The 26902-nt window shown below is 44.8% G+C and carries 27 protein-coding genes; 22 read left to right on the top strand and 5 right to left on the bottom strand.

Annotation, left to right across the window (positions count from 1 at the left end; all coding sequences use genetic code 11):
• The first annotated feature begins 154 nt into the window (after positions 1–154).
• From IGI78_RS14490 to IGI78_RS14420, 15 genes are all read left to right on the top strand, one after another.
• Complete coding sequence (locus tag IGI78_RS14490; protein ID WP_077452328.1) at positions 155–1894, top strand: ABC transporter ATP-binding protein; 1740 nt, start codon at positions 155–157, stop codon at positions 1892–1894.
• Positions 1833–3755 carry an ABC transporter ATP-binding protein gene (locus tag IGI78_RS14485; RefSeq protein ID WP_229045650.1) on the top strand — a complete coding sequence of 641 codons (1923 nt, stop codon included), beginning with the start codon at positions 1833–1835 and terminating at the stop codon, positions 3753–3755. Before IGI78_RS14490 ends, IGI78_RS14485 begins: the two co-directional genes overlap by 62 nt.
• A 201-nt stretch (positions 3756–3956) precedes the next feature.
• Positions 3957–4451 (top strand): methylated-DNA--[protein]-cysteine S-methyltransferase, encoded by a 495-nt coding sequence (locus IGI78_RS14480; RefSeq protein WP_096741826.1) that lies wholly within the window; start codon positions 3957–3959, stop codon positions 4449–4451.
• Between the two features lie 103 nt (positions 4452–4554).
• A complete protein-coding gene (locus IGI78_RS14475; protein ID WP_195266237.1) occupies positions 4555–6060 on the top strand; it encodes a phosphomannomutase/phosphoglucomutase in 1506 nt (501 codons plus the stop codon).
• A gap of 19 nt (positions 6061–6079) precedes the next feature.
• Complete coding sequence (locus IGI78_RS14470) at positions 6080–6283, top strand: hypothetical protein (RefSeq protein WP_005227790.1); 204 nt, start codon at positions 6080–6082, stop codon at positions 6281–6283.
• A 158-nt stretch (positions 6284–6441) separates the two neighbouring features.
• On the top strand, positions 6442–7116 hold the full coding sequence (sapR, locus tag IGI78_RS14465) for a two-component system response regulator SapR (protein WP_005227794.1): 675 nt from the start codon (positions 6442–6444) through the stop codon (positions 7114–7116).
• The gene (sapS, locus tag IGI78_RS14460) at positions 7113–8150 is read left to right on the top strand and encodes a two-component system sensor histidine kinase SapS (protein ID WP_144771204.1); all 1038 of its coding nucleotides are present in this window, start codon (positions 7113–7115) and stop codon (positions 8148–8150) included. The genes sapR and sapS overlap by 4 nt, the downstream gene beginning before the upstream one ends.
• A 115-nt stretch (positions 8151–8265) precedes the next feature.
• Complete coding sequence (locus IGI78_RS14455) at positions 8266–9132, top strand: GRP family sugar transporter (protein WP_077452324.1); 867 nt, start codon at positions 8266–8268, stop codon at positions 9130–9132.
• Between the two features lie 23 nt (positions 9133–9155).
• A complete protein-coding gene (locus IGI78_RS14450; protein WP_086291612.1) occupies positions 9156–10541 on the top strand; it encodes an APC family permease in 1386 nt (461 codons plus the stop codon).
• A gap of 273 nt (positions 10542–10814) precedes the next feature.
• Entirely contained in the window at positions 10815–12263 is a 1449-nt protein-coding gene (locus IGI78_RS14445; protein WP_195266253.1) for an ABC transporter permease, read from the top strand.
• Positions 12264–12275: 12 nt separating this feature from the next.
• Positions 12276–12950, top strand: a complete 675-nt coding sequence (locus IGI78_RS14440) for an ABC transporter ATP-binding protein (protein WP_008379303.1) — start codon at positions 12276–12278, stop codon at positions 12948–12950.
• A complete protein-coding gene (locus IGI78_RS14435) occupies positions 12943–14253 on the top strand; it encodes a PASTA domain-containing protein (protein ID WP_096741822.1) in 1311 nt (436 codons plus the stop codon). The genes IGI78_RS14440 and IGI78_RS14435 overlap by 8 nt, the downstream gene beginning before the upstream one ends.
• Positions 14254–14294: 41 nt before the next feature.
• Entirely contained in the window at positions 14295–14453 is a 159-nt protein-coding gene (locus IGI78_RS14430) for a hypothetical protein (RefSeq protein ID WP_170920075.1), read from the top strand.
• 74 nt (positions 14454–14527) lie between these two features.
• Positions 14528–15214 carry a response regulator transcription factor gene (locus tag IGI78_RS14425; protein ID WP_077452321.1) on the top strand — a complete coding sequence of 229 codons (687 nt, stop codon included), beginning with the start codon at positions 14528–14530 and terminating at the stop codon, positions 15212–15214.
• On the top strand, positions 15208–16539 hold the full coding sequence (locus IGI78_RS14420) for a sensor histidine kinase (RefSeq protein WP_096741820.1): 1332 nt from the start codon (positions 15208–15210) through the stop codon (positions 16537–16539). The genes IGI78_RS14425 and IGI78_RS14420 overlap by 7 nt, the downstream gene beginning before the upstream one ends.
• Before the next feature lie 84 nt (positions 16540–16623).
• Here the strand turns inward: IGI78_RS14420 and IGI78_RS14415 are convergent, their stop codons facing one another.
• Both IGI78_RS14415 and IGI78_RS14410 read right to left on the bottom strand, forming a co-directional pair.
• The gene (locus tag IGI78_RS14415; protein WP_077452316.1) at positions 16624–17817 is read right to left on the bottom strand and encodes a toxic anion resistance protein; all 1194 of its coding nucleotides are present in this window, start codon (positions 17815–17817) and stop codon (positions 16624–16626) included.
• Positions 17818–17914: 97 nt separating this feature from the next.
• Complete coding sequence (locus IGI78_RS14410) at positions 17915–18556, bottom strand: 5-bromo-4-chloroindolyl phosphate hydrolysis family protein (RefSeq protein ID WP_195266235.1); 642 nt, start codon at positions 18554–18556, stop codon at positions 17915–17917.
• Positions 18557–18774: 218 nt separating this feature from the next.
• Here IGI78_RS14410 and IGI78_RS14405 point away from each other — a divergent pair, with 218 nt between their 5' ends.
• Together IGI78_RS14405 and macP are read left to right on the top strand one after the other, a co-directional pair.
• A complete protein-coding gene (locus tag IGI78_RS14405) occupies positions 18775–19353 on the top strand; it encodes an NUDIX hydrolase (protein WP_430618107.1) in 579 nt (192 codons plus the stop codon).
• Complete coding sequence (gene macP / locus IGI78_RS14400) at positions 19346–19642, top strand: cell wall synthase accessory phosphoprotein MacP (RefSeq protein ID WP_005227820.1); 297 nt, start codon at positions 19346–19348, stop codon at positions 19640–19642. Before IGI78_RS14405 ends, macP begins: the two co-directional genes overlap by 8 nt.
• A gap of 57 nt (positions 19643–19699) precedes the next feature.
• Here the strand turns inward: macP and IGI78_RS14395 are convergent, their stop codons facing one another.
• Positions 19700–20302 carry a class I SAM-dependent methyltransferase gene (locus IGI78_RS14395; RefSeq protein WP_195266233.1) on the bottom strand — a complete coding sequence of 201 codons (603 nt, stop codon included), beginning with the start codon at positions 20300–20302 and terminating at the stop codon, positions 19700–19702.
• A gap of 151 nt (positions 20303–20453) precedes the next feature.
• On the opposite strand from IGI78_RS14395, the gene IGI78_RS14390 reads away from it, so the two are divergent.
• Genes IGI78_RS14390 through IGI78_RS14380 form a run of 3 tightly spaced genes read left to right on the top strand, consistent with a single transcriptional unit; the run spans position 20454 to position 22056 of the window.
• Entirely contained in the window at positions 20454–21149 is a 696-nt protein-coding gene (locus IGI78_RS14390) for a 5'-methylthioadenosine/adenosylhomocysteine nucleosidase (RefSeq protein WP_081117805.1), read from the top strand.
• 43 nt (positions 21150–21192) lie between these two features.
• A complete protein-coding gene (locus tag IGI78_RS14385) occupies positions 21193–21756 on the top strand; it encodes a cysteine hydrolase family protein (RefSeq protein ID WP_074934050.1) in 564 nt (187 codons plus the stop codon).
• Positions 21757–22056, top strand: a complete 300-nt coding sequence (locus IGI78_RS14380) for a hypothetical protein (RefSeq protein ID WP_005227832.1) — start codon at positions 21757–21759, stop codon at positions 22054–22056. It begins immediately after the preceding gene.
• 50 nt (positions 22057–22106) lie between these two features.
• Here the strand turns inward: IGI78_RS14380 and IGI78_RS14375 are convergent, their stop codons facing one another.
• Positions 22107–23999, bottom strand: a complete 1893-nt coding sequence (locus IGI78_RS14375; protein ID WP_077452311.1) for a M13 family metallopeptidase — start codon at positions 23997–23999, stop codon at positions 22107–22109.
• A gap of 140 nt (positions 24000–24139) precedes the next feature.
• Here IGI78_RS14375 and IGI78_RS14370 point away from each other — a divergent pair, with 140 nt between their 5' ends.
• Together IGI78_RS14370 and IGI78_RS14365 are read left to right on the top strand one after the other, a co-directional pair.
• Positions 24140–24679, top strand: a complete 540-nt coding sequence (locus IGI78_RS14370; RefSeq protein ID WP_005233534.1) for a C39 family peptidase — start codon at positions 24140–24142, stop codon at positions 24677–24679.
• Positions 24680–24750: 71 nt separating this feature from the next.
• Complete coding sequence (locus IGI78_RS14365; RefSeq protein ID WP_005233536.1) at positions 24751–25716, top strand: ribose-phosphate diphosphokinase; 966 nt, start codon at positions 24751–24753, stop codon at positions 25714–25716.
• 77 nt (positions 25717–25793) lie between these two features.
• Here the strand turns inward: IGI78_RS14365 and IGI78_RS14360 are convergent, their stop codons facing one another.
• Positions 25794–26813 (bottom strand): LacI family DNA-binding transcriptional regulator, encoded by a 1020-nt coding sequence (locus IGI78_RS14360; RefSeq protein WP_005227844.1) that lies wholly within the window; start codon positions 26811–26813, stop codon positions 25794–25796.
• Between the last annotated feature and the right edge of the window lie 89 nt (positions 26814–26902).

The following is a 26902-nucleotide window of genomic DNA, read 5'->3' as shown; positions in this document are numbered from 1 at the left end:
AAAGGTAAGCACCCTTCCTTGGAAGGGTGTTTTTACTTACTAATTGTAAAAAAAACACGAGCGAGCCGCTTGAAATCGCTGGATCGATAAAGTAAACTTGATGGTAACGATAAAAAATGGCTCCGCAGTGCCATCTATAGAAGGGACGAAACAAATGATAAAAAAATTACTCGCGAATGTTGGCAGCTATAAGAAGGACAGCTTGCTGACCCCTGTGTATGTAGCAGGAGAGGTTGCCTTAGATGTCATTATGCCCCTGATCATGGCCATGATGATCGACCAAGGGATCGAAAAAGGAGACGCCGGTGTGATTCTAAGAGATGGCGGCTTGCTTTTTTTATGTTCCTTGATCGCATTACTTTTAGGAACGCTTGGCGGACGAACCGCAGCGATCGCTTCGGCTGGTTTTGCCCGCAACCTGCGGCACAATCTGTTTCGCCGAATCCAAGATTTTTCCTTTTCAAACATTGACCGCTTTTCTTCCTCCAGTTTGATCACCCGCTTGACCACTGACGTGACCAACGTCCAAAATGCGTATCAAATGATTATTCGTATTCTGGTCCGCAGCCCGTTAGTTCTGATTTTCTCACTTGCAATGGTTAGCACCATCAGCCCAGAACTTATGACGATCTACTTAGTTGTTTTACCGATCTTAGCGATTGGCCTTGCCTTAGTGATTCGTTTTGCCCACCCACTGTTTCTAAAAGTATTCCGCATTTATGACCGCTTGAATAATGTGGTGCAAGAGAATTTACAAGGGGTTCGTGTCGTGAAATCGTATGTTCGGGAAGAACAGCAAGAAGAACTGTTTGGCGAAGTGTCCACCGACGTTTATCGGAATTTCACGCTGGCGCAACGGATCGTTTCCTTTAATATGCCATTGATGCAATTTGCAGTCTATACATGTATGCTACTCTTGTCATGGTTTGGTGCCCAGTTGATCGTGGAACAAAGTAGCCTGACGACGGGTGAATTAGTCAGCATGTTCAACTACACGATGCAGATTTTGATGAGCTTGATGATGATGTCGATGGCCTTTGTGCAAATTTTGATCGCACGAACGTCGGCAGAACGGGTCGTGGAAGTATTAGATGAAGAAAGTGACTTGAAAAATCCCGCCGATCCAGTCAAAGAGATCAAAGACGGCTCCATCGTTTTTGAAAATGTTGGCTTTAGTTACGCCAATGACAAAAACAAGTTGGCGCTGACGGATGCGAATCTACGCATCGAATCCGGTGAAGTCATTGGAATCATTGGTGGAACCGGGAGTGGGAAATCCACCCTCGTCCAGCTAATCCCGCGCTTATATGATGTGATTGAAGGGCGTGTCATCGTCGGCGGTCATGATGTTCGCGACTATGATTTAGAAGCATTGCGGGATCAAGTAAGTATGGTCTTGCAAAACAACGTACTCTTTAGCGGCACTATCAACGACAATTTGCGTTGGGGCAATGAAGAGGCATCGGATGAAGAGATCCAGCGCGTGGCAACGATCGCACAAGCCGATCCCTTTATTCAAGAGTTTCCTGACAAGTATGAAACACAGATTTCGCAAGGAGGAAACAATGTTTCCGGTGGGCAAAAACAACGGTTGACGATTGCTCGTGCCTTGTTGAAGAAACCGAAAATCTTGATCCTCGATGATTCTACCAGTGCCGTCGACACCAAAACCGATCGCAGTATCCGCGAAGGCTTGAAACGAGAAATTCCGGGAACGACGACGATCATTATTTCTCAACGGATCAACTCGATCGAAGACGCCGACCGGATCATCGTAATGGATGATGGAAAAATCAACGGCATCGGTACCCACGAAGAATTGTTGGCAAACAATGCCATCTATCAAGAAGTGTACCATTCGCAGCAGAAAGGATTTGGTGAAGGTGAAGAATAGACAAGCAGCAAATCCCAAGCGCACATTGAAACGTTTATTGCGAACGATGTTTGGCGACTACAAAGGACAACTCCTGTTCGTCGTGGTCATGATCTTGTTAAGTGCCTTTGCCAACGTACGCGGTTCGTTGTTTTTACAAGTCGTGATCGACGATCATATCACACCCCTCTTAGGGCAAGCCAATCCTGATTTTGGCGGCTTGTTTCGGGCGATCGTTCAAATGGCGATCATCTACCTGATTGGAATCTTGGCCGCACTGACCTATAACTTTATGATGGTCAAAATCAGTGAAGGGACACAGAAAAAAATCCGGGACCAAATGTTCACGCATATGCAGTCTCTGCCCGTCGGCTACTTTGATGCCCGCTCAGATGGCGACATCATGAGCCATTTTACTAATGATACGGATACGTTGCGTCAAATGATCTCTCAAAGTATTCCGAACTTGATGATGGCGGCAGTAACCTTTTGTTCCGTCTTTATCGCCATGTTCTCCATCAGTGTCCCATTGACTCTGTTCGTGATGCTGTCGGTTATTTTGATGCTAAATGTGATCCGTATCATTTCTCGCCGCAGCGGCCGCTTCTTTGGCGCCCAGCAACGAGATTTAGGCGCTGTCAACGGGTATATCGAAGAAATGATGCACGGGCAAAAGGTCGTCAAGATCTTCAATCATGAAAAGATCGTCATGGAAGAATTTGATGCCTTAAATGACCAACTACAAGAAAGTGCCACTAAAGCCAATGTCAACGCCAATACCTTGATGCCGATCATGATGAACTTACTGAATGTCCAATATGTCTTGATCGCCATCATTGGTGGCCTGTTTGCCATCAATGGTGTTTCTGGACTAACGGTCGGGATGATCGCTTCTTTCTTGCAACTGAGCCGTTCATTGAATGGTCCTATCAGCCAAGTGTCACAACAAATCAACTTTGTGATCATGGCGTTAGCCGGTGCTGAGCGAATTTTCAACCTATTAGATGAAACGCCAGAAATCGATCATGGCTACGTCACACTGGTCAATGCCAAATGGTCCCAAGGTCAGCTAGTTGAAACCAAAGAACGAACCGGCACGTGGGCGTGGAAACATCCCCACGAGGATGGAACCATTACCTATACGGAAGTGACGGGAGACGTGCGGTTTGAAGACGTTGATTTTGGTTATGTCGACAATCAACTGGTCTTACATGATATCAATCTTTATGCAGAACCCGGACAAAAAGTTGCCTTTGTCGGTGCCACAGGTGCTGGCAAGACAACGATCACCAATCTGATCAATCGATTCTACAATATCCAAGATGGGAAGATTCGCTATGATGGTATCAACATTGAAAAAATCCATCTGGAATCCCTGCGCCGCTCCTTAGGGATCGTTTTGCAAGACACCCATTTGTTTACCGGAACGATTCGCGAAAATATTCGCTTTGGGAAACTAGATGCTAGTGATGAAGAAGTGCTGGCAGCTGCGAAATTAGCCAATGCCGACATGTTTATCAACCATTTGCCAGAAAAATACGATACCGTGATCACGGGGGATGGCGAAGGACTTTCCCAAGGGCAACGGCAGCTGTTGGCCATTGCTCGCGCAGCGATCGCTGATCCACCAGTGATGATCTTAGACGAAGCCACCTCAAGTATCGACACCCGTACAGAGCGGATCGTCCAATCAGGGATGGACCGTTTGATGTCTGGACGGACCGTGTTTGTGATCGCCCACCGATTGTCAACGATCCAAAACTCCGATGTCATCATGGTAATGGATCATGGCCGCATCATTGAGCGGGGGACCCATGAAACGCTATTAGCTGAAAAAGGCACCTATTATCAGCTATATACTGGAAAAATCGAATTGGATTGATCCTGCCAGTGCTATGGCTCAAAGTTGGAGCAGCTGGAGAGCAACCTATTTTCCCACTATTTGCAACGACCGATTGGCAATAAGCCAATCGGTTTTTTTGCGCAGCTCGAAAAAATGGTATACTGTCACTGAGACAGCTGCACAACGGCGGCTGCACGTAAGCAGTTGTGCTGCGAAAAATGGATTCCATGAGGTGAAAACATGAAATTAGCATTGGCAAAGATCGTTTTAGAAGAAGAATGGTATGAGGTGGTCCAATCGGAAAAAGGAATGGTTTATTTTGGTCGACAGCAGGATCATCATGAGTTACTCAAATTCTTTCCGCTAGCTGAAATCAGCAGCACAGTTGACCTCGATCCAGTAATTGAAGCGCAACTACAAGCTTATTTCGCAGGTGAACCAGTTACGTTTACTTTTGCGTTTGATTTTGTCGGGACGCCGTTTCAACAAACCGTTTGGCAAGCACTGACCCAAATTCCTTATGGACAAACGACTACGTACAGTGACTTGGCGCTGCGCATCCAACGTCCGACCGCTGTTCGAGCTGTCGCCAATGCAGTGGGGCGTAACCCAATGATGATCGTGGTTCCTTGTCATCGTGTGTTAGGAAAAAACGGCCGCTTGACGGGGTATCGGGGCGGGTTAGCAACCAAACGCCGACTACTGCAACTGGAAGGGATTCCGTTTAAAGAATAAGGAAAGTAAACTATTTATAGTAAAAAATACTAAAAAGCAATTTCATTTCCTTTTTTCTCTGGTATAATAAAATTGATTCCGGTTACAAGAAGGGGTGGAGGAAATGAACATCGTTGATTTGCAAAATGGTTCTGATATTCGAGGGATTGCGATCGCAACAGAAAAAGAACAGGTGACGCTGACGGAGCAAGCGGTTCGGCAAGTTGCTTCGGGCTTGCGCAACTGGTTGGCAACAAAGGGCAGCGGACCTTTTCGCGTGGCAGTCGGTCGTGACAGTCGCTTGAGTGGCGAAGCACTGCAAGAAGTGTTGATGGCACAGCTGCAGCAAGAAGGCGTGGCAGTGATCGATTGTGGCTTGGCAACGACACCAGCCATGTTTATGAGCACACAGTTTGCGGATTTCGACTGTGATGCTGGTGTGATGCTGACAGCGAGTCATTTGCCTTATTACTTTAATGGAATAAAAATTTTCAGCCGCCAAGGCGGTGCCGAAAAAACGGATATCCACTATATTTTGACCCACACTACCGTTCATGAGGCAGCGGAAAAAGGAAGCTATCAGCAAAAAGACCTGCTAACGCCTTATGCCCAAGACCTGCTGCAAAAAATCCGCCAAGGGATGGGCACCAATACCGAAAAACCTTTGGCTGGATTAAAGATCATTGTTGATGCAGGCAATGGTGCCGGCGGCTTTTTTGCTGAAAAGGTGTTGCTGCCGCTAGGGGCAGATACGAATGGCTCGCAATTTTTGGAACCGGATGGGCATTTTCCCAATCATATCCCTAATCCAGACAATAAAGAGGCGATGGCGAGTATCCGTGAAGCCGTCTTACGAGAACAAGCCGATCTAGGCATTATTTTCGATACCGATGTCGACCGCTCGGCTGTCGTGACCAAAAGCGGAGAGCCATTGAACCGCAACAATATGATCGCTGTATTAAGCAAGATCATCCTAGCGGAACACCCTGGCACACGCATCGTCACCAATTCGCCAACCTCCAATCATTTAAAAATCTTTATTGAAGCACTGGGGGGACAGCAAGTACGCTATATTTCTGGCTATCGTAATGTGATCAACAAAGCGATCGAATTGAATGAAGCAGGACTGGACACACAGTTAGCCATCGAAACCAGCGGGCATGCCGCGTTTAAAGAAAATTTCTTTTTAGATGACGGGGCGTACGTGATCGCCAAGCTCTTGATGATGCTGCCACAACTGCAAGAGCAAGGCACGACGCTGGATGAACTGATCGCAGCATTGCAACAACCCGCTGAGACCCAAGAATTGCGCTTTACCATCCGGCAAAGTAATTATCAAGACTATGGTCGCCAAGTGATCGCGGATTTAGCCGATCATTTGCTGCCAGGCTGGCAGATTGATCCAGAAAATGAGGAAGGCATTCGTATTAATCTAACGGGTCCCTATGGTCAAGGCTGGTTCTTGCTGCGAATGAGCCTGCACGAACCATTGCTCGTGCTGCAGATTGAAAATGATGAAGCGGGTCATCTACCGGCAGTCGTTCAAGCGATCGGTCGCTTCCTATCGCAGTATGAAGCCATCGATCAAAGCAAGCTGACACAGTTTTTAGCACAGCAACCAAAAATTTGAAGAAAAGCAGGGAACTAAAATGGTGATTTTGATGCTGCTGATCATGGCAGTGACATATGGTGTGAATTTTTTCTTGTTTCGTTACTTGAACAAACGACCAAAAATCGATGTCGTTGAACGGTTATCGATGTTATTAGGTGTCAACATGAGTGTGCTTTTTTTCGATGGGATCTTATTGTTTATCGGTAAATTACTGATCGAGACGGTAGAGATCATCGAATAACCCAATAGACGTTTTTGCTTTGCCTCGCCACTGGCTTCTACCGTCAGTGGCGAGGTTTTTTAGGGTTTGCTAAAAACGGCGATTAATGTTCGCATTCGTTTTTGATATTTGATAAAGTAAAGAGGAGAAAATTACGCAAAGTGAGGGAATTCACGGATATGGCAAAAATAATGGTAGTAGAAGATGAAGCGGTGATTCGCCAACTAATTATCGAAGAACTAGAAAAATGGCAGTTTGAGACCTTTGGCACCACGGATTTCCATCAAGTGTTGACTGACTTTGAAGAACAAGAGCCCCAACTGATTTTACTGGATATCAACTTGCCGGTTTTTGATGGCTACTATTGGTGTCAAAAAATCCGCGAAGCTTCCAAAGTACCAATCATTTTTATTTCTAGCCGCAACACCAATATGGATATGATCATGGCCATGAATATGGGAGCGGACGATTTTGTGACAAAACCTTTTGAGATCGACGTTCTGATTGCAAAAATCAATGCCTTATTGCGCCGTTCCTACAACTATGTAGAAAGCAGCAGCGAAACATTAGTGCATAACGGTTTGACCCTCAATATCGACAACAGCAGCATGTATATCAATGGCGAAAGCATCGATCTTAGCAAAAACGAATACCGCCTGCTGTATATTTTGATGAAAAATCACGGCAAGATTTTAAGTCGGGAAAAACTCTTGCGGGCCTTATGGGATGACGAGCGTTTTGTAGATGACAATACCTTGACGGTCAATATCAATCGTTTGCGACGAAAAATCGAACAAGCGGGGATGAACGGCTACATTGAGACCAAGGTTGGTCAAGGGTATATCGTACCATGACAAAGTGGCGAGTTTTGCGCAGTTTTTTGAAAGATCGTTGGCTGCTGTTTATCGGTTGGCTAGTCTTTTTCGTGTTGACGGTCTTAGTTTTTTGGCTGACTCCTCATTCCCCGATGGATTGGGGCACAGTCGGCTATCTCTTTTTGATGCAAAGTGTCTTGATGGTGTTCTTTTTAGCAGTCAGCTACTTATCCAAGCGGCGTTTTTGGCAAAAAATCACTCCCAAGCCCGGGGACAGCTTGCTGCAAAACTACTTGCAAGGAGCACGCTCGGCGGAAGAAGAACGGATCGAATCCTACATCAATCAGTTGATCCGAGAGCACCAAGAATTGATGCAGCAAGTGGTCAGCAATCAAGAAGAGCAAAAGGAATACATCGATTCGTGGGTCCATGAAATCAAAGTACCTTTAGCCGCATCACGATTGCTTTTGCATTCGATCGAATTTGATATTCCTGATGAAAAATTTATCTTACTAGAAAATGAATTGAACCGTATGAATGAATACGTCGAGCAAGTCTTGTACGTCGCCCGTTTGGATAGCTTTTCAAAAGATTATCTGGTCCAAGAAATTTCATTGAAAGCCGTCGTTCAGCCGGTTTTGCGCAGTCAGGCCAACTATTTTATCCAAAAGAACTTGCATTATGCTGTTGAAGGCGAGGACCAGCAAGTGTTGACCGATGAAAAATGGCTCGGCTTTATCTTTCGACAACTGGTCAGTAATGCCGTGAAGTACACACCACAAAATGGACAGCTGACGATTCGGATCGAAAAAGATGCCCAAGGGACCTATCTCCACTTGCAAGATAGTGGGATCGGCATTCCTAAAGAAGATATGCGGCGCATCTTTGATAAAGGCTTTACGGGCGAAAATGGGCGCCAAACGGACACCCACTCGACGGGATTGGGGCTCTTTTTAGCGAAAAGTTTAGCGAAGGAACTAGGCATCGAGCTAACGGCTTCGTCGACGGTTGGAAAAGGAACCACCATGACGCTGTTCTTCCCGTTACTAAGTTATTATGAGGAAAAACGCTAATCTGCTTTTTTTCGAGTATCTTTTTGTGTTTATTGACAAAAATCACTTGTCCCTAGAACGTTTTCACTGATACACTAAAGCCTGTGTTTAAAATTGAATGGTAAGGATGAATGAAATGGAGATACTCGTTGCATTAGTACCAATGTTTGCTTGGGGCAGCATTGGTTTGGTAAGTGCCAAACTTGGCGGGGATGCGAACCAGCAAACGCTAGGAATGACGATTGGTGCCTTTTTCTTTTCTCTGGTCGTATTTTTTGTGACGATGCCAGTGATTGATGGAAAGGTGATTTTGATCGGTCTTTTGTCTGGTCTCTTTTGGTCCGTCGGTCAAAACGGTCAATTCCATGGTATGAAATATTTAGGTGTGTCTGTTGGACTGCCGCTTTCAACCGGCATGCAGCTAATTTTAAATACGGTCGCCGGTGCATTGTTTTTTGCGGAATGGACCCAGACCCGCGATTATGCATTAGGTGTTAGCGCATTGATCTTGTTGGTGATCGGGGCGTATCTGACCGCTCGCCAAGATGGCGAAAGTCCGGTAGAAGCCGGCAGCAAGATGCTTGATTTTCCTAAAGGATTTCGGGCCTTGATCTCATCAACGATCGGTTACGGCGCCTATACGATTTTGATTACTTGGGCAGGATTGGATCCGCTAGCGATCATTTTGCCGCAAAGTATCGGAATGCTGATCGGAGCTAGTCTGTTTGCTTTAAGAAAGACGAAGGTCGATCGTTTTGTAGGAAAAAATACTTTGTCAGGGTTGTTATGGGGCATCGGCAATGTCTGCATGCTGATCACGGTTCAGCAAGTCGGATTAGCGGTGGGCTTCTCATTGTCACAGATGGGGATCATCATTTCAACGCTAGGCGGGATTTTTATTCTCGGCGAAAAGAAAACCAAGAAAGAACTGCGGTATGTGGTGATTGGTTGTCTGCTGGTGATTATCGGCGGTGTTTTGCTAGGGTATATGAAAGCAACATAAACGTATATGTTTGAGGAGGAGTTATGGATTTATTTCGAAAAAAAGTCATACAACGGGAAAGTGTGACGAATTTAAAAAAAGAGTTGAAGTTAAAAGATTTGATTATGTTGGGGATCGGCGCCATTATCGGCACAGGTATCTTTGTTGTTACAGGGACTGCTTCTGCTGAGTATGCCGGACCGGCATTGATTCTTTCCTTTGTTGTAGCTGGTATCGTTGTTGTGTTATCAGGGCTTTCTTTTGCGGAATTTGCTTCTCGGATCCCTGTTTTAGGGGGCGCCTACTCGTATTTATATGTCGTTTTTGGTGAATTTACCGCGTGGCTGGCGGGCTGGTTTTTGATTTGCGAGTTCTTATTGGCTGTTTCTTCAGTGGCATCTGGCTGGTCAGGCTATGTACAAGGCTTTTTGGCCAGTGCGGATATCCATTTACCAACCGCTTTGACTGGCGGTTATGACCCAAGTAAGGGGACCTACATTGATTTGATCGCGGGTTTAGTCATTATTTTTGTAACCTTATGGGTTAGCCAAGAAGCGAAAAAAGCGTTACGTTTGAACAATGCCATGGTATGGGTGAAATTCGGCGTGATCGTCTTGTTTATCGTCTTTGGTGCTTTTTTCGTGGAACCAGACAACTGGCAGCCTTTTATGCCCTTTGGTTTTTCAGGCGTCTTTAATGGTGCAGCGTTAGTCTTCTTTGCTTTTCTTGGCTTCGATGCTGTCGCAATGGCGGCGGAAGAAGTCGAAGATGCCAAGAAAAATGTCCCTCGGGGGATCATTGGTTCGATTGCGATCGCAACGGTACTGTACATCGTTGTTACCCTGATCATGACAGGGATCGTGCCGTTTGCTGAATTAGGAGTCAATGATCCGGTGGCTTTTGCTATGCGTTATGTCGGTCATGGGGTTGTCGGATCAATCATTTCCGTAGGGGCGATCTTGACCTTATTAACAGTGACGATCGCTATGATGTACTCCTTGGCGCGTCTGTTATATGCCATCAGTAAAGATGGGTTATTGCCAAAAGCCATGCAAGCCATCGATCCAAAACATCAAACACCAAAGAAAGCGACCTATATCGCCGGTGTTTTTGCTTTCTTCTTTGCAGCAGCTTTCCCATTGAATATCTTAGCAGAATTGACCAACATTGCGGCATTGTCGTATATGATCTTGATGTCCTTAGGGATCATCAAGCTGCGGAAGATGATGGGCCCCCCTGCTAAAGGCGAATTCAAAGTACCACTGGTACCGTTATTGCCTTTGTTGTCCGTTGCCAGCTGTCTCTTCTTGATGACACGCCTGAAAACGGCGACTTGGATCGTTTTTGGGATCTCCTTAGTGATCGGAATCGCGATCTATTTTGTATATGGCTATCGTAACAGCGAATTAAATGAGAACATTGACGAATAGGATTGTGAAAAGGCAAAGACCCGGATGCGGTCTTTGTCTTTTTTTGTGTAAATATAGCCGAGCTTCCTATAAGCAGCGTTTTAGGAGGCTTTTTTTGTTATTCAAATAGTGGCCATTTCTGGTGCTGCTCATTGCAACGACAGTCTTTCTTGATCAAACGTCCTCTATGAATCTGCTTTTTTTGAGAAATTTTCCAAATGACAGATTCACTAAAGGTTCATCCAGTATGCTTTTGTTAGAGAAAAAAAGAGAGGATGTTGGCAATTGAATTATATGAAACGGGCATGGCTGAGTGTGACGAGAAAGCGAGGAAAATCTGCAATATTGTTTGCTGTTATTCTAATTTTAGGAAATGTGATCGCTGGCGCAATTGCGGTCAATCAGTCGACTCAAAATGTCGAAAAGCAGATCAAAAACCAATTAGGTTCCCTCGCAACGATCGATATCGACTATGAAGCCTTGATGGCAAATAGTGAGGGCGGCGCAAGTATGGAGGAGATTCAGCCGCTGCCGGAGGAGCTGATCAAACAAATTGGCGAGCGCTCGGAAGTCAAACAGTATGACTATTTGCGAGAAGCATCGATTGCTGTTGAAAACTTCAAACCTTATCGTTTTAGTCCTCAAGAAGATGATGACAATGTCATGATCGTTGGGGGCATGCTTTCCTTGATCCATTTAGCAGGAACCAATCTCTTAAAGCCGCTAGACTTTGAAGAAGGCACGGTGAATTTAACACAGGGACGCTTCTTCACTGAAGAGGAACAGCGTACCGGAAAACGTGTGGGGTTGATTTCTGAAGAGTTGGCTCAGGAAAACGGCTTAGTCGTTGGTGACACCATGGTCTTAGATGGACAGTTTATCGACTATTCATCTGGTGAGGAGCCAGAGAAACAAAAAGGCAATGATTACCCAATTGAAATCGTCGGGATCTTTAAAAACACAAATTTAGAAAAAGCGAATGAAAAAAATGATAATTCGAGTTCGTCCTTTTTTGATGATAGTCCCTTCAATCGGATCTATATGCCAAATGATGCTGTGAAAACGATTGTTGAAGAGGAACGTGTGGGGCGACAAGCGGCGTTTCCAGCGACAGACCCCGGTTCTGACGAGGATTTCTTTACCCCGCAATTTATTTTGAATCAACCAGAAGATGCAGAACAATTCAAACAAGAGGTGACACCACTTTTGCCAAATGGCTATAAGGTCAATGCTTCTACGGATGAGTATGACCGTGTGGGAACCAGTATGAATCGCTTATCACAAATTTCCTCGTATGTCGTAGTGATTGCGGTGATTGCTTCCTTGATTATTATCTCCTTAATTATTGTGTTGTTTACCCGAGATCGTAAATATGAATTAGGCATCTACCTTTCGTTAGGAGAACGCCGGAAATACGTGTTTGCACAAATCGTGATCGAACTCCTGCTGATTGGTATCAGTGCGATGTTGATTTCCTTAGTCACCGGCAACATGCTGGGCAAGATGGTTTCTGAATCTTTGTTAGCCAGCAGTATGCTAGAGGCAAACCAAACAGGGATGGAACAATTCTTTGTGGGTGCACCGAAAATCGACCAAGCGACGATCAACGAGGCGTTTCGCGTTCAATATACCTTATCTTATGTGATCGCCTTTTTAGCGACTGGGATCGTGACGATCTTGCTTTCGGCAGTGGTGCCGCTGTTGTATATTTTACGGTTGAATCCGAAAAAAATCATGCTGTAAGGAGCGATGAACATGGCAATTTTAGAAACAAAAGACATGACGTATTACTACCAAGATGGCGAGAATCGCCGGAAAATTTTAGATAAAACCAATATCTCCTTTGAAAAAGGTAAATTTTACACGATCTTAGGAAAATCAGGCTCAGGAAAGACCACTTTTCTTTCCTTGATCAGTGCATTGGATCAGCCAACCGATGGGGAAGTGTTTTTTGAAGAAAAAAATATCAAAACGATCGGTTATGAAGAATATCGCCGCAACAAGATCAGTTTGATTTTTCAAAGTTACAACTTGATCCCTTATTTGACGGCTTTAGAAAACGTCCTTGTTTCAATGGCGATTTCAGACAACAAACTACCAGATCAGCACGATCAAATTGCGTATCGTTTGCTGGACTATATCGGCATCAATTCCACGAAAGCCGATCGTTTCGTCAATCAGCTTTCCGGTGGGGAACAGCAGCGGGTCGCCATCGCTCGTGCCTTAGCGACCAATGTTGATATCATTTTAGCCGATGAACCTACCGGGAACTTAGATGAAGGCATGGAACAAGAAATCGTGGATATTTTTAAAGAACTAGCGGCGATCCACAACAAGTGCATCATCGTAGTGACCCATTCGACTGAGATTGCCAAGCAGTCAGATCAGACATTTTACTTAAAAAAAGGTGCGTTGACAGCCTATGAGTGATTTTTTATCAAAGTTTGAAGAAGCAAAAGAGTCGGAAAAGAATGCGGAAACAGTTGTAGAACCTTCTTCTCGTTCGTCACGAAAAGAAAAGACGGCAGCTGCTGGAGAAGAGGGGATCGAACACGATCCCTCCTTCAAAAAGAAGCGGCGGAAAAAAAGGCTGCTGGGGCTAGCTGCCCTGCTCGGACTACTTATACTCAGCGGCTTTTTATTTTTCCAGTTGGCGTATGTCCGGTTGGATAACTTTGTGGACAAAGAGATCTCAGAGGTCAGGGAATGGGCGGCGGAACATGATCTTGCGGTTGCTGTCACACCAGCCTATAATGAAGCCCCAGCCAATCAAGTGATTGCCCAAGAAGAAGCTGCCAGAAGCCGAGTCAGAAAAAGAAGCACGTTGCATCTAACGGTTAGCCAAGGACCAGATCCAGAAGAGAAATTGGCGTTGCCAGACTTTATGGAAATGACCAGGGACGAGGCAGCAGAGTGGATCGAAAAAAATCAAGCCAGCAATTTGACGATCGTCGATGAATACCACGATGAGATCGAGGAAAAAGCACCGATTCGAGTAGAATTTACCAATAAGGAAGTCTCGCGAGAAAACTATCATCGTCGAGATGTCGGACGAGTCTTTTATTCAAAAGGCGAAGAAACCTTTGAAAAAGATATTGAGGTACCTGACTTTAAGGATAAAACCCGTTCAGAGGTAGAAACATGGGGGAAAGTCCATGAGCTGGACCTAGAAGTCAAAGAACAGGCTTCAGACACTGTGGAAGAAGGCAAAGTCATTGAACAAAGCGTGGCACCAAAAGAAAAAATCGCGAAACGGGATGCGTTTCAAGTAACGATTTCCCTAGGAAAAGGAGTCACCGTACCGGACTTTTCAACGATTTTACCAGATGATGCCCAGGACGCTGTTGAGGGCGTCAATGTACGGGTACGGATGCAGTTTACTCAGAGTCTGGCTTACGGACAGCTGATCTCCCAAAGCGAGTCCGCCGGGACAGTCCTGACTAGCAAAGATGACCAAGGGATTGACGTCGTCTACTCCGCAGGTCAACCGTATATCAGAGATTATCGTCGAGGAGAATACCTTGAAGGAGATCTGCAAAAGCTTTTCTTTGATGAATTCCGTTCAAAAGGGGCGAACATCAGCTATCAAGTCCGTTACGTCAACTCAGCAGAACCCTACGGAACGATCGTGGGGATGAGCAAGTTCAATCAGTTTCTGCCGTTAGAAGATACGATCACCTTTGATATCAGTTTAGGCAATCAGACAGCCCCAGCGGCCCCTGATCCTGAATAGTCGCTTTCTTTTTTTAGTCAACCTGCAAAAGGAGGAAACCCATGCGTCATCAAGAGAATTTTCAAGAACTTAGGAAAAAGCTGTTTGTCTTTTTACTAAGCGGTATGGTAGCATTGTTGCTACACATGTGGATTCATCAATCAAGTGTACACATGCGGATCGTTTCAACAGAACGTTTTATTGGAGAACAATTGGAATGATCCTACAGGAATGATTGTGCTTACCGAAAAGTGATTGAAAAAAGAAATGATGAGTGTAAAAGGGGGACTGACCGATGCGGATCTTATTCGTAGAAGATGAGCCATCGATCGCAGAAGCGGTTGCCAGCTTATTGAAGAAACACCATTATTCCGTTGATTTGGCCTTTGACGGCGAAACCGGATTAGATTATGCTACGAGTGGTGTATATGACATTCTCGTTTTGGATATCATGCTGCCTAAAATCGATGGAATCACATTGCTAAAGACGTTACGCAAGCAAAACATCCGGACGCCGATCATTATGTTGACGGCCAAAAGCGAAGTCGATGACAAGGTGCTTGGCTTAGATGCAGGAGCCGATGATTATTTGACGAAGCCTTTTCAAATGAAAGAGCTGCTGGCGCGGATCCGTTCGCTAGGCAGAAGAAAAGATTTGGATTATCAAGAAGACCAGTTAGCATTTGGCAATGTGGTCTTGGCGCGTAATGAGCTGCAGTTGGCTACGAAGACCAATCAAGTGGTGCTGTCACCAAAAGAAATGAAACTGATGGAGCTATTTTTAGCCAGACCTAAAGTGATTTTATCAAAAGAAACCATCATCAATAAGATTTGGGGCTTTGATCCCGATGTGGAAGAAAACCGTGTTGAGATCTATGTATCTTTGCTGCGAAAAAAACTGACGCTGCTAGAAGCGGATATCGGCATTCGTACGATCCGCAATGCCGGGTACATTTTGCAGAGCAAGGAGCCGCCATGTTAAAAAAATTGCGAAATAAAATGCTATGGTTCAATATGGCATTGACTTCGATTATTGTCTTAGGTGCCTTTACCTTTATCTATATTTTGAATGCCACGCAAATCGAAAATGAGATTCAATCACTAATCTCGCAAGAAGCAAACACCTTAGCTGCGGTACCTATGGATGAGGAGGAAGTACGGAAATCACTGACAGAACCTGAGTATCCAATGATGTTGACCATCACGAATAGTACCAGTGAGTTCAGAGAAATCGCTCTAGTCGACGTGGATCAAATGGATGTCGTGATTCAAAGTATTGATGAGAGCGTCGATCAAAACGAGCTTTATGAAGCATTGGTCGATGCAGCGACGAAACAAGGGGAGATCCCTAACGAAGTGAAGGTGAATGGCCGAAATTGGCGGTATGCGCTCTTTTTGGTGACTTCCTTTAATCATTATTCGATTAATCATGATTCGACGGGGGAATATTCCACCAGTATCAATAATTACGAGCCATTTTATCAAGTGCTGTTCTTTGACGTCACCGACTACAAAACCAGTCTAAGCAACTTAAGAAACACGCTTTTGCTCATCGGCGTTTTAGCTTTAGCCAGTATCTATATCGCTAGTTTTTACGTCGCCAATCGAGCCTTGCGACCAGTTGAACTGGCTTGGCGCAAACAAAAAGAGTTTGTTTCTAACGCTTCCCATGAGTTGAAAACACCACTGGCAATCATTCAAGTTAATGCCGAAGTATTAGCTGGCAGTCCAGAAGAAACCTTGGAAAGCCAAATGAAATGGCTGGAAAACATTCAGTTAGGTTCCGAACGGATGGATGAGCTAGTGAATAGCTTACTGCTATTGACCAAATTCGAAAGTGCCGAGCAAGAAGTCGTGCGTTCGGTGATTGATGCCACTCAAGTCGTGCAAAGTGTTTATCAAAGCATGGAGGCCATTGCGCTGGAAAAAGGGATCCACTATCAGGAACAGATCGCTAAACAGGTGAGCCTTGAAAGCAATGAGCAAGCCTTGCGGCAATTGACCATGATATTGGTAGACAATGCCTTGAAATACACGCCCGCTGGAGAAACCGTCACAGTGGCACTCGTTGAACGCCAACGAAAAACGGTGCTGCAAGTCTCCAACAGTGGTTGTCCGATCCCAGAAGAAACAAATCCCTATGTCTTTGACCGCTTCTACCGCGGGGATCCTTCTCGCAACCATCAAGACGGTGGCTATGGGTTAGGTTTAGCCATCGCCAAAGCCATCACAGAAATGTTGCAGGCACAAATCAGTTTGACGGTAGACCAAGAAGGCGTCAATCACTTTGAAGTTTCATTTCATTGAGATTGGATCGCTGCCTTCACTTAAATAAAATTTTTCAAAAAAAGAGGACTCCATGAATGGAAGTCCTCTTTTGATAGGCGAAATTTACTTGTTGCTAGTTAAATCCAATAAGCGGTCTTTCAAGTCTTCTTCTAGATGACCCAATTCCACTTCGGCAGCCCGACGTTTTTCTTTTCCTTCTTTTTGGATCCGTAATGTTTCTTGGATCGTTTCCACAAGGTCGTTTTGTGTTTTTTGCAATGTTTCGATGTCGACGATGCCGCGTTCGTTTTCTTTCGCTGTTTCAATAGCAGAAACTTTCAACATTTCTGAGTTTTTCTTCAATAGATCATTGGTGGTCTCAGAAACTTGACGCTGTGCCGTAACTGCATCTTTTTGACGCAATAAAGTCAAGGCAATCACCACTTGGTTTTTCCATAGTGGGATCGCTGTATTGACAGAAGCTTGGATTTTTTCTGCTAGCGCTTGGTTCGTGTTTTGGATCAGGCGAATTTGCGGTGCCTGCTGGATCGTGATTTGGCGGGCCAAGCGCAAGTCATGGGTCCGTTTGTCTAAACGATCTAGGAATTGCGTGTAATCGTTGGCGATCTGTACGTCCATTTGATCATTCGTTTCTTCTGCTTTTTTCATGGCTTCAGGAATGATTTTGGTTTGCAATTCTTGCATCTTCAACTCGCCAGCGGCAATGTAGATGTTTAATGCATCGAAGTAATCTTTGTTCTTTTGATACAATTGTTCCAACATCAGGTTGTCTTTTAGCAAACCGTCTTTTTCTTTGTCCAATTTGACGGCGATCTTGTCGATTTGGGCACCGATTTTTTGGTATTTAGCGGTGATTTCAAAAATGGATTGTTTGACTTTACCAAACATCCGCTTGAATAAGTTGCCTTCACCTGCACGCAGTTCGTCTGGATTGGCTTCTTGCAAGCGATACATCAACTCCGTCAATGAGTCGCCCACAGGGCCGATATCAGCTGCTTGGACATGGTTCAACATGGATTGGGAAAACTCTCCAAGTTTGGTTTGGGCAGCTGCACCATAGGTGATGACCGCTTGTTGGTCAGTGGCATCGATTTTACTTGCTAATTCTTGGGCCTGTGCTTGACGCTCTGGCGGTAATTTGTCAATCAAACGCGGTGCTGTTTGCTGTTCTTTCAGCTGACTGATCTCCGCTTGTTGAGTGGTGGTCAAAGTGTCGACAGGGGTTGAAAATGGGTTGTTCAATAAATCGTCAAGCGTATCCGTTACGGGTTTTGCTTGATTTGGTGTTTCACTCATAATAACTCCTCCTAATAAGTGTCTGCTTTCGAAAAAAATCTAGCCTGGGCTAGATTTTTTTTTAGATTCTTTTCTTGTTGCCAATCAGAATCTATCCCTATTCATTATCTCGTTTTATGCTTTGTTTGGCAATGGATAACTCAACATCCATGTCATCAAGATCGTCTGCTACAAATTGGGAATAGTCTTTGGCGATCAAGGAAGCCATTTGCTCGATGATTTGGGTGCTTTCCTCGATTTTATCATAGGTCTCACGACTTTTGATCTCATGGCTATTGATTTCAATGAACTTATCGGTCAAATCGACCATATTGGGCAAGTGGGTATAAAGGAAATGACTTGCCAAAGGAAGTTTGGTTGGTTCTTTTACGAGTTCTTTGAAAAGAGCTTTTGAGGCACGCAAAGCATCGTGACGCAAGTCAATGGCTTTTAACTTGTTATTGCTAGTGATATTTTTTTGGTATTTATCGATTTGGTGTTTCGTCTGATTCATCGTTTCCCGGAACAATTCGATCTCACGAGTAGTCATCCCGCTTTTCAAGTAATGGGCTTCTCTTTCTCTCGTTAAAGAAGGCAAAACTTGTGGATCGGCTGCTGGAACTTTACGTCCTCTGATACCGACGTAGACTAAAATCGCACCGACGATTAATAATAGGCTCGCAAATGAATCGCCTACTACGTTAAAAATAATACTGATGAGGACGATCGCACCAACGATCAGCCAGATGTTTTTTTTCATTTTTCCTCCTCCTAAAAATCTCTTGGACAAGTAGATTGGGTTATTCGACATCTTTATTTTAGCATGTTCACTAAAAGAAAAATATCAGACTTGGGGTGGATTTTCCGATATTTAGTAAATTCATAAGCTTTCTTGCTATTTCTTAAGAAGATATTTTTTCTAAATTATGCTAAAGTGTTTGATAGATAAGACGTATGAGGAAAGTTAGGTGTCGATAGATGTTAGAATTTAAAGATTTTGAAGAAAAAACGATCCAACGAAATGAAATTTTCCATGGCAAAATCATTGATGTAGTGGTTGATAATGTCTCCTTGCCAAATGGCGGGACCAGCAAACGAGAACTCGTCTTTCACCCAGGCGGTGTGGCCGTGATCGCCTTGACGAGTGAGAACAAGATGCTGTTCGTTCGCCAATTCAGAAAACCATTAGAGCGAGTGATTTTAGAGATACCAGCAGGAAAAATCGATCCAGGAGAAGGTGCTCGTCCGGATTTGACTGGCGCCCGGGAATTAGAAGAAGAGACTGGCTATCGTGCAAAAACGCTGGAGCACGTTTCTTCTATGTACCTTTCACCAGGCTTTGCGAATGAAATCTTGCACGTCTATTATGCGAAAGAGCTGGAAAAAGTGACAAATCCATTGCCGCAAGACGAAGACGAAGTGCTGGAAGTCTATGAATTGAACTTAGAGCAGGCACAAGCCGCTATCGCTGATGGAACGATCTGTGATGCGAAGACCGTGTTTGCAATCCAATTTTGGGAGTTGCTGGAATTGAAACGGAGGAACGGACTTGCCTAAAGAACCATTGATCACCCGCAGTGAGCTTCGACGCCGACGCGAAGAAGAACAAGCGGCAGCTGAACGCAATCAGCAAATCGTAGAAAAACAAAGCAAGAAAGAATGGAAACAAAAAGAAAAACAAATCGATAACCACTACCGAAAAGTGCGCAAGAAAAACAAAGAAATCACGAAGACCCGTGCGGGCGAGAACCAAAAATCTCGGGATCTGAATCGCTTTTTAATGAAAGCCATCGTGATCGTCACTTTATTGTTAGTCGTCGTCGGTTTAGCGATCTTTTTGTTGTGATTCATCTAGTACTAAGAAAAAGCCGCCCCTGCATCTTCTGCAAGTGCGGCTTTTTTGTTATTCGGTCGGCTTTTTCAAAATAGCTAAAAACATGGCAGCTGGCTGATTCATGAACAAATGATCCGCTTCATGAAAAACGGTAAAGGAAGTGTCGGTAAACCCAATCGCCTCTGTCAGTTGAGTCAATGCAGCAGGGTCAAACCCATTATGAACCAGCGGGTGAGACACGGCGGGATTCTTGAGGAAATCCACTAGGTAAAGGGTTCCTCCTGGCTGCAGTAAGGCGTATAGTTTTTCCAGCATAGCGGCTGTGTCAGGAATATGCAGCAAGACGAGGGATAGCAGCACAGCATCTGCTTTTGCTTGCAAGGATTCTTGCAGCAGATCGTGGACAGTTGCAGAAGCATTGGACAGCTGCAGTTGGTTGATTTTTTTTTCAGAAACCTCGATCATGTTAGGGGCAGTATCCCAGATGGCTAAGTGCTGGACATAAGCTGCTAAGGGCAGACTTACCAGGCCGGTACCGCCGCCGATATCGATCAAGGTTTGGTGCTGGTTGTCTTTAAAATAAGGGTCAAGGGTTCGGGTGACCAAGTGTGCTAACGCGATTCGCTCAGGGGTATCGTATTTTGCTGCCATGGCGTTGAAAATTTCAGACATAAGTGCCTCCTTTGATAATGACAAAAAACTGTTCGTTTCGTCAAAACTAGTTTATCATGAAAGGAGAAAAACACGTCAGTAGATACGTGGGAATTTCTGTTGTTTTTCATTTCAAAGGATGAAAAATAAACGAGAAGCAGGAGGCAAACACATGAAAATTGGTATTATTGGTGCAATGGAGGAAGAAATCAAGGCGTTGCGGGAACAGTTGATTTCACCGCTTTCTTGGGAACGCGGCGGCGCACTATTTATTTCAGGAAGTATCGGCAATCATGAAGTGATCGTTGTTCGTTCAGGTATCGGCAAGGTTCTGGCATCGATCACCACTAGCTTACTGATCCAACAATATGGGGTCAATATGGTGATCAATACTGGATCGGCTGGTGGGATTGGTGCCGGTTTACAAGTAGGGGATTTAGTGATCTCAGATAAAGTGGCGTATTTTGATGTCGATGTGACGGGCTTTGGTTATGAATATGGCCAGCTGCCTGGCGGGATGCCCTTGTATTATGAAGCCAGCCGCTACTTGATCAGTGAGATGACGAAAGCCGCAGAGGCGACCCATCATACCGTGAAAAAGGGATTGATCGTTACCGGCGACAGTTTCATCAATGACCCGCAAAAAGTACAGGAGATTTTAGGACATTTTCCAGATGCCTTGGCTTGTGAGATGGAAGGAGCCGCGATCGCACAGACCGCACAGCAATTCAATATTCCTTTCTTGATCGTGCGCGCGATCAGCGACACCGCCGACCATGCAGCGACTGTCTCTTTTGATGAGTTTATCTTAGAAGCTGGCAAGCGTTCCGCTGAAATGGTCTTGGCATTCGTTGAAACATTAAAATAACTTAAAAAACAGGAGAGCCGATCCGTAAGAGGAGGAAGGAAGCATGAGAGCATTACTATCGATTGATTATACGTTTGATTTTGTTGCAGATGAGGGACGATTGACCACGGGGGCTGCTGGGCAAGCGATTGAAGCTGCCTTAGTGGCTCGCACGCAAGCCTTTATCGAAGCCGGTGAGTATGTCGTTTTTGCCATTGATCGTCATGAGGAAACAGACAACTATCATCCTGAAAACCGTTTGTTCCCACCCCATAATCTTGCGGGCAGTGCAGGTCGACATCTTTACGGCCGTTTAGCCCCGCTTTATGAAAACTATCAGGAAGCGCCAAATGTCTATTGGATCGACAAGCGCCATTACTCAGCGTTTAGCGGTACCGACTTGGACATCCGTCTGCGAGAAAGAGGGATCACGGAATTGTACTTGACCGGCGTTTGTACCGATATCTGTGTCTTGCATACAGCAGTGGATGCCTATAATTTAGGCTACCAACTGGTGATCGATGCAGATACCGTTGCCAGCTTTGACGCGGTCGGACATGAATGGGCACTGCGCCATTTTGAAAATACCCTTGGCGCGAAAATCATTTCTGCGAAGGAGGAAGCGTAAATGGGATGGATGGATCAATTAAAAGCAAATTTCAGCTTCAGTGAACTGACTAGTCTTTATCAAGCGTATCAAAAGGGAGATCTTGATGTGAAGGCATTGTTGAATAATGACTTCTTGCAAAAGTATACGGATTTTCAGAACTTGGATGAGTTTATGGCTAAATTAGGCATCCAGAATGAAAACCAAATCTTCGACTTTCTAAAAGACCGCCCCAATCGACAAAAAGCCGATCAAGTCGTCAATGAGCATTCCCAATTCGATTCTGTGATCAGTATGATGAAAAAAGCTTTGCAGAAATAAACAATTGGCGAAGAAAAAGCGCAAGCAGAAAAATCTGCTTGCGCTTTTGTTTACCAAATCTGCACACGATCTTCTGGTGCACGATACATAGGGTCACCAGGTTTGATATCAAAGGTTGTATAGAATTCATCGATATTTTGAACTTGGATATTGGCCCGTAGTTTAGCTGGTCCGTGGACATCGATCGACAGTAAGAGCTGTTGGTATTGTTCTTTGGCTTTTGTACGCCAGATCTTTGCCCAATTGGTGAAGAAGTCTGCTAAAGAAACATCGCTTTCTTTTTGCGCTGCTTCTAGCGCACAGCTTAGTCCGCCTGCGTCGGCGATGTTTTCAGAAACAGTCAATGTGCCGTTGACGGTACCGCCGGCAAAGGGCAGGCCATCAAACTCGTCGATCATCGCTTGAGCTAAGCGTTCAAAGTGGGTCAAATCTTCCTCTGTCCACCAATTGTTTAAATTACCATATTCATCAAATTTTGCCCCGTTGTTGTCAAAGGCGTGGGAAATCTCATGAGCAATGACCGCGCCGATCCCCCCATAATTTGCGCTGGTGGATTGCTCCAAACTATAAAAGGGTGCTTGTAAGATTGCCGCTGGGAAAACGATCACGTTTTTAAATGGGTGATAGTAGGCATTCACGGTAGCGGCGGACATTTCCCATTCCTCACGATCCACGGGCTGCTGCCATTTTTTGAAGGCATCTTCTCGGAACAAACGATTGAAATGCAGGGCATTTGCCAGCAGACTTTTCTCTTCATCGGTATGCAACTGGTCATAAATGACAGGAACTTGATCAGGGTACCCGACATGGATACCTAAACGATTCAATTTGATGATCGCTTTTTGGCGGGTCTCTTCACTTAACCACGTGTTGTTGCGCAAACGCTCTTGGTAGACAGCAATCATTGTTTCCACCATATGTTTGACGTCTTTTTTCGCTGTTTCCCCAAAGTACTTGCGTCCATAATAATCACCGATCACTTGACTGAAATGACCCATCGTTAAGTAATAAGCCGCTTTTTGTTGGGGAGCCGCTTCATCGATCCCTGATAAGTAGCGACTGTAGGTTCCGCCTAACTGACGCAATTCTTCACTCAGATAGCTAGTATAGCGCAAGCTTTGGTTGACGATCATCCAGCCTTTCAAGAGTTCAAAATGGCTATCAGAAACAATAATGTCAAAGGCTTCAAAGTAAGCGGGTTCCGTTACGATCAGCTCTTCCGGTGTACCTGGTAAAAGGGCCGTTAAGAGTTGTCTAAAATCGATCTTGCTAGCTTGCTTTGCAAATTCCTCCAAGGAGCGAGGATTGTAGTTTTTGCTATAATCCGCACTTTCTTCCGCACTGCGGACGTGAGGGGCGATCAATTTATCAAATGCGATCGCTTGCTCTACCAACGATTCCGCTTCTGCTTGGTCTTTTCCGTAAGCAACTAACACGTTGACGGCCATCTCAAAGTAGACTTGCAGCATTTCGCCTGCTTGGGGATTTTCTGTGTAATAGGTTTTATCCGGCAAAATAGTAGCAGGCGGATAGACCGATAAAGTATTCATTTGCGCATTTTTCATGTCTGCATCGACATCTAGTTGAAAAGGCAAGGCAATACCATCTAAAACGAAACTTGCCAGTTGCTGATTCAATTCCTCATAAGAACGCAACGCTTCGATTTTTGCTAATAGTGCATTTGCTTCAGTAGCGCCCGCTGCCTCTCGTTGGGCAAAATCGCTGGCTAAGCGGTAAAAAGCCACAGCATCCTTCATACGGCCTTTTGGCGTAGCATGGGGATCGTGTGCCATATTTTCAAATTCTGCGATCATTAAGGAATCGATTCCGTCAACGAGATCTTGGAATCCACCCGTAGCGGGTTTATCTGCTGGAATAACAGCGGTCTCCAGCCACTCGCCATTTACATAGTCATAAAAATCATCTTTTAACAAGGTTGTCATGTCTTTCGCTCCTCTCGCTTTCTACTATTATGAAACAAAATCTGTAAGGACGCAAAGAAAAGTTTTCTAGACGAAAAAGGGTTTTGATCCAAATAGGAGGAGAATCTAAGGTATAATAAGAAAAAAGGCAGGTGAACGAGATGGAACAAGTAGAGTGGAAAGGGATCGCCGAAGAGCGGTTTCGTCCGTATAAACAGTGGGTCACTCCTTCAGGGTATTTATGCGGCACCTATGCGGCAGCCGTCTTTTTGGCCTACTATCAAGATTACATCGATGAAACGATCATCCCGAAAGCGTTTCGCAGAAAAAAACAGCGGGATCTGACAGTAGTGACGGAAATGCTGCGTGTGCTGATTCAGCCTCATGGGTTGCCGACGATCGCTTGGCAAGTCAGTCATGGATTGACTCGGTTTTTCGATCAATTCCAATTGCCTTACCGCGGACGTGCGACCGTTGTTGGCGGTTGGCATCGAGCGTGCAAACGAATCGACGAAGGCAAACCGGTGATCATCGGTATTTTGAAGCCTTTAGGTAGCACATATGGCAATCATTGGGTCGTGGCTTACGCCTACGCTGAAACCGCCAGCGGAGAACGCTATTTTAAAGTTCATGACAACTGGGGCAACTACAAAAAAGTGATTCCCGCCAGTTGGGTAAACGGTACCGTCACACTTCCTTGAACGAGACGGTTAAAAAAACAGTCACTTTGTGCTAGAATAGAAGAAAACAACCACATTCATTGGAGGCAATCATGGGCGAAAGTTATAAAGATAGTTCGTTGAAAATTTTTAGTTTAAATGGAAATTTACCATTAGCAGAAAACATTGCGAAAGTTTTCGGTACAGAACTAGGGAAGTCAAAAGTGACACAGTTTAGTGATGGAGAGATTGCCATCAATATTGAAGAAAGTGTGCGGGGCGACCATATTTATATCATTCAATCGACGAATGAACCCGTCAATGATCATTATTTAGAGTTGCTGATCATGATCGATGCCATGAAACGGGCTAGTGCGAAGACCATCAATGTCGTTTTGCCTTATTACGCATATGCACGGCAAGACCGAACTGCCAACCCGCATGAGCCGATCACTGCAAAATTGATTGCCAATATGCTGGTGGAAGCAGGAGCTTCTCGGATCTTGACGCTTGATCTGCATGCCGTCCAAGTTCAAGGCTTTTTCGACATCCCAGTGGATAATCTCTTTACGATTCCATTGTTTGCCCATTATTATCGCGAACAAAAAATGACGGGTGACGACTATGTCGTGGTTTCACCAAAAAACAGCGGTGTTCAACGGACCCGTAGTTTGGCAGAATACCTAGATACAGCGATCGCGATCGTCGATCAAGATGAAGCCGATGGCGGCTATGTGATTGGTGATGTTGTTGGGAAAAAATGTATTTTGGTTGATGACATTTTAAATACCGGCCATACATTGGCAAAAGCGGCAGACTTGTTGAAGGAAGCTGGTGCCAGCGAAGTGTATGCTTGTGTCTCTCACGCCTTGCTTTCACCGCCAGCTAAAGAAATTTTGGATCAATCAGCGATTGAAAGGATTTGTGTCACCGATTCTTGCTGGACTAGCGAAGAACGCCATCCAGAAAAACTGCACTACATTTCTTGTGCTGAATTGATGGGGGAAGCCGTTCGCCGCATTCACGAAAATACACCAATGAGTCCATTGTTCCGCTTGGAAAGCAAAGAGTATAAATAAAAATATGAAAAGCACCCGCTATCCCTAGGGACAGCGGGTGCTTTTGCGTGTGGGGGAAGTGGACCAGACCCAGCGGATCAGTTCAACTGGTTGCGGTTCAAGACTGTTTCTCGTTTGATCAACTTATGTGGTACGACCAGCTGTACGCCGTTTGAATCTTCATGATTCAATTGCGCCATCAGCCGTTCGGTAGCGATTTTTCCTAAGGACAACACGTTGATATCGATACTAGTCAAATACGGATGGGTCAAAGTAGCAAAGATCGAATTGTTGAAACTGATGATGGATAAATCGTCGGGGACTTTGTAGCCATACATCGTCGCTAATTGAATGATCCGCACAGCGAACAGATCATCGATCACGACGATGGCCGTTGCTTGGGATTCTTTGATCGTTTCTTCAAACGTGACGTAATCTTCCGCTTTTTCAAAGGTCAATGCTGGATAAAAGGGGAGATTTGCCAGCATCATGGCTTTTTGGTAGCCGAAGAAACGCTCGAAATACAGATTTTCATGGGTCGTATTAGTAGCAAATAATATCTTCGTATGCCCTTGGGCGATCAGATGCTCGGTTGCTTGCTTGCCTAACAACTGGTTGTCATTATCGACAAAAACGATTTTGTCTTCATTGCTGTATGGTTGACCAATCAAGGTAAAGGGGACTTCTTTTTCGACCAGATAATCGATGATGGGGTCTTTTTCATCAGAGTAGACCAAAATAAAGCCATCTACTTGTTTTTGCAGGTGCATCCGTTCCACGTTTTTTAGTAATGTAGCAAAGTCACGGGCGGAGGCAACGGCAACCGTCATTTGATGATGGCGGGCCTCTTCATTGATGGCTTCGATCGTTTCTAAATAAAAGGGGTTTCCTAGTCGTTCTTTCGAATCAAGAGGCGGCAAGATCACGCCGATGGCACTGGATATCTGTTTGCCGAGATTTCGAGCTGCAAGATTGGGGACATAGCCCATTTCTGCCATTACTTTGCGCACTTTCTTCTTGGTATCTTCAGAAATGCTGGGATGATCGTTTACGACACGAGAAACCGTGGATGTAGCGACGCCAGCCTTTTTGGCGACATCTTTGACCGTAATGCTCACTGATTTCCCTCCTTTTTTAGCTTATAGTATCACAAAGTGTCGACACAAGGGTAGAGCCAATCAAAAGAAAGAAGAAATGCAGACATTTC

The organism is Enterococcus sp. DIV1767, from assembly GCF_050542585.1.
In the GTDB taxonomy this organism is placed as follows: Bacteria; Bacillota; Bacilli; order Lactobacillales; family Enterococcaceae; genus Enterococcus_D; species Enterococcus_D innesii.
This window is presented reverse-complemented; position numbering and strand designations above follow the sequence as displayed.

Bases quoted from the DNA above. Each gene is read 5' to 3' on its own strand.
- IGI78_RS14490 (WP_077452328.1), top strand. From the start codon at position 155: ATGATAAAAAAATTACTCGCGAATGTTGGCAGCTATAAGAAGGACAGC.
- IGI78_RS14485 (WP_229045650.1), top strand. From the start codon at position 1,833: ATGCCATCTATCAAGAAGTGTACCATTCGCAGCAGAAAGGATTTGGTG.
- IGI78_RS14480 (WP_096741826.1), top strand. From the start codon at position 3,957: ATGAAATTAGCATTGGCAAAGATCGTTTTAGAAGAAGAATGGTATGAG.
- IGI78_RS14475 (WP_195266237.1), top strand. From the start codon at position 4,555: ATGAACATCGTTGATTTGCAAAATGGTTCTGATATTCGAGGGATTGCG.
- IGI78_RS14470 (WP_005227790.1), top strand. From the start codon at position 6,080: ATGGTGATTTTGATGCTGCTGATCATGGCAGTGACATATGGTGTGAAT.
- sapR (WP_005227794.1), top strand. From the start codon at position 6,442: ATGGCAAAAATAATGGTAGTAGAAGATGAAGCGGTGATTCGCCAACTA.
- sapS (WP_144771204.1), top strand. From the start codon at position 7,113: ATGACAAAGTGGCGAGTTTTGCGCAGTTTTTTGAAAGATCGTTGGCTG.
- IGI78_RS14455 (WP_077452324.1), top strand. From the start codon at position 8,266: ATGGAGATACTCGTTGCATTAGTACCAATGTTTGCTTGGGGCAGCATT.
- IGI78_RS14450 (WP_086291612.1), top strand. From the start codon at position 9,156: ATGGATTTATTTCGAAAAAAAGTCATACAACGGGAAAGTGTGACGAAT.
- IGI78_RS14445 (WP_195266253.1), top strand. From the start codon at position 10,815: ATGAAACGGGCATGGCTGAGTGTGACGAGAAAGCGAGGAAAATCTGCA.
- IGI78_RS14440 (WP_008379303.1), top strand. From the start codon at position 12,276: ATGGCAATTTTAGAAACAAAAGACATGACGTATTACTACCAAGATGGC.
- IGI78_RS14435 (WP_096741822.1), top strand. From the start codon at position 12,943: ATGAGTGATTTTTTATCAAAGTTTGAAGAAGCAAAAGAGTCGGAAAAG.
- IGI78_RS14430 (WP_170920075.1), top strand. From the start codon at position 14,295: ATGCGTCATCAAGAGAATTTTCAAGAACTTAGGAAAAAGCTGTTTGTC.
- IGI78_RS14425 (WP_077452321.1), top strand. From the start codon at position 14,528: ATGCGGATCTTATTCGTAGAAGATGAGCCATCGATCGCAGAAGCGGTT.
- IGI78_RS14420 (WP_096741820.1), top strand. From the start codon at position 15,208: ATGTTAAAAAAATTGCGAAATAAAATGCTATGGTTCAATATGGCATTG.
- IGI78_RS14415 (WP_077452316.1), bottom strand. From the start codon at position 17,817: ATGAGTGAAACACCAAATCAAGCAAAACCCGTAACGGATACGCTTGAC.
- IGI78_RS14410 (WP_195266235.1), bottom strand. From the start codon at position 18,556: ATGAAAAAAAACATCTGGCTGATCGTTGGTGCGATCGTCCTCATCAGT.
- IGI78_RS14405 (WP_430618107.1), top strand. From the start codon at position 18,775: ATGTTAGAATTTAAAGATTTTGAAGAAAAAACGATCCAACGAAATGAA.
- IGI78_RS14395 (WP_195266233.1), bottom strand. From the start codon at position 20,302: ATGTCTGAAATTTTCAACGCCATGGCAGCAAAATACGATACCCCTGAG.
- IGI78_RS14390 (WP_081117805.1), top strand. From the start codon at position 20,454: ATGAAAATTGGTATTATTGGTGCAATGGAGGAAGAAATCAAGGCGTTG.
- IGI78_RS14385 (WP_074934050.1), top strand. From the start codon at position 21,193: ATGAGAGCATTACTATCGATTGATTATACGTTTGATTTTGTTGCAGAT.
- IGI78_RS14380 (WP_005227832.1), top strand. From the start codon at position 21,757: ATGGGATGGATGGATCAATTAAAAGCAAATTTCAGCTTCAGTGAACTG.
- IGI78_RS14375 (WP_077452311.1), bottom strand. From the start codon at position 23,999: ATGACAACCTTGTTAAAAGATGATTTTTATGACTATGTAAATGGCGAG.
- IGI78_RS14370 (WP_005233534.1), top strand. From the start codon at position 24,140: ATGGAACAAGTAGAGTGGAAAGGGATCGCCGAAGAGCGGTTTCGTCCG.
- IGI78_RS14365 (WP_005233536.1), top strand. From the start codon at position 24,751: ATGGGCGAAAGTTATAAAGATAGTTCGTTGAAAATTTTTAGTTTAAAT.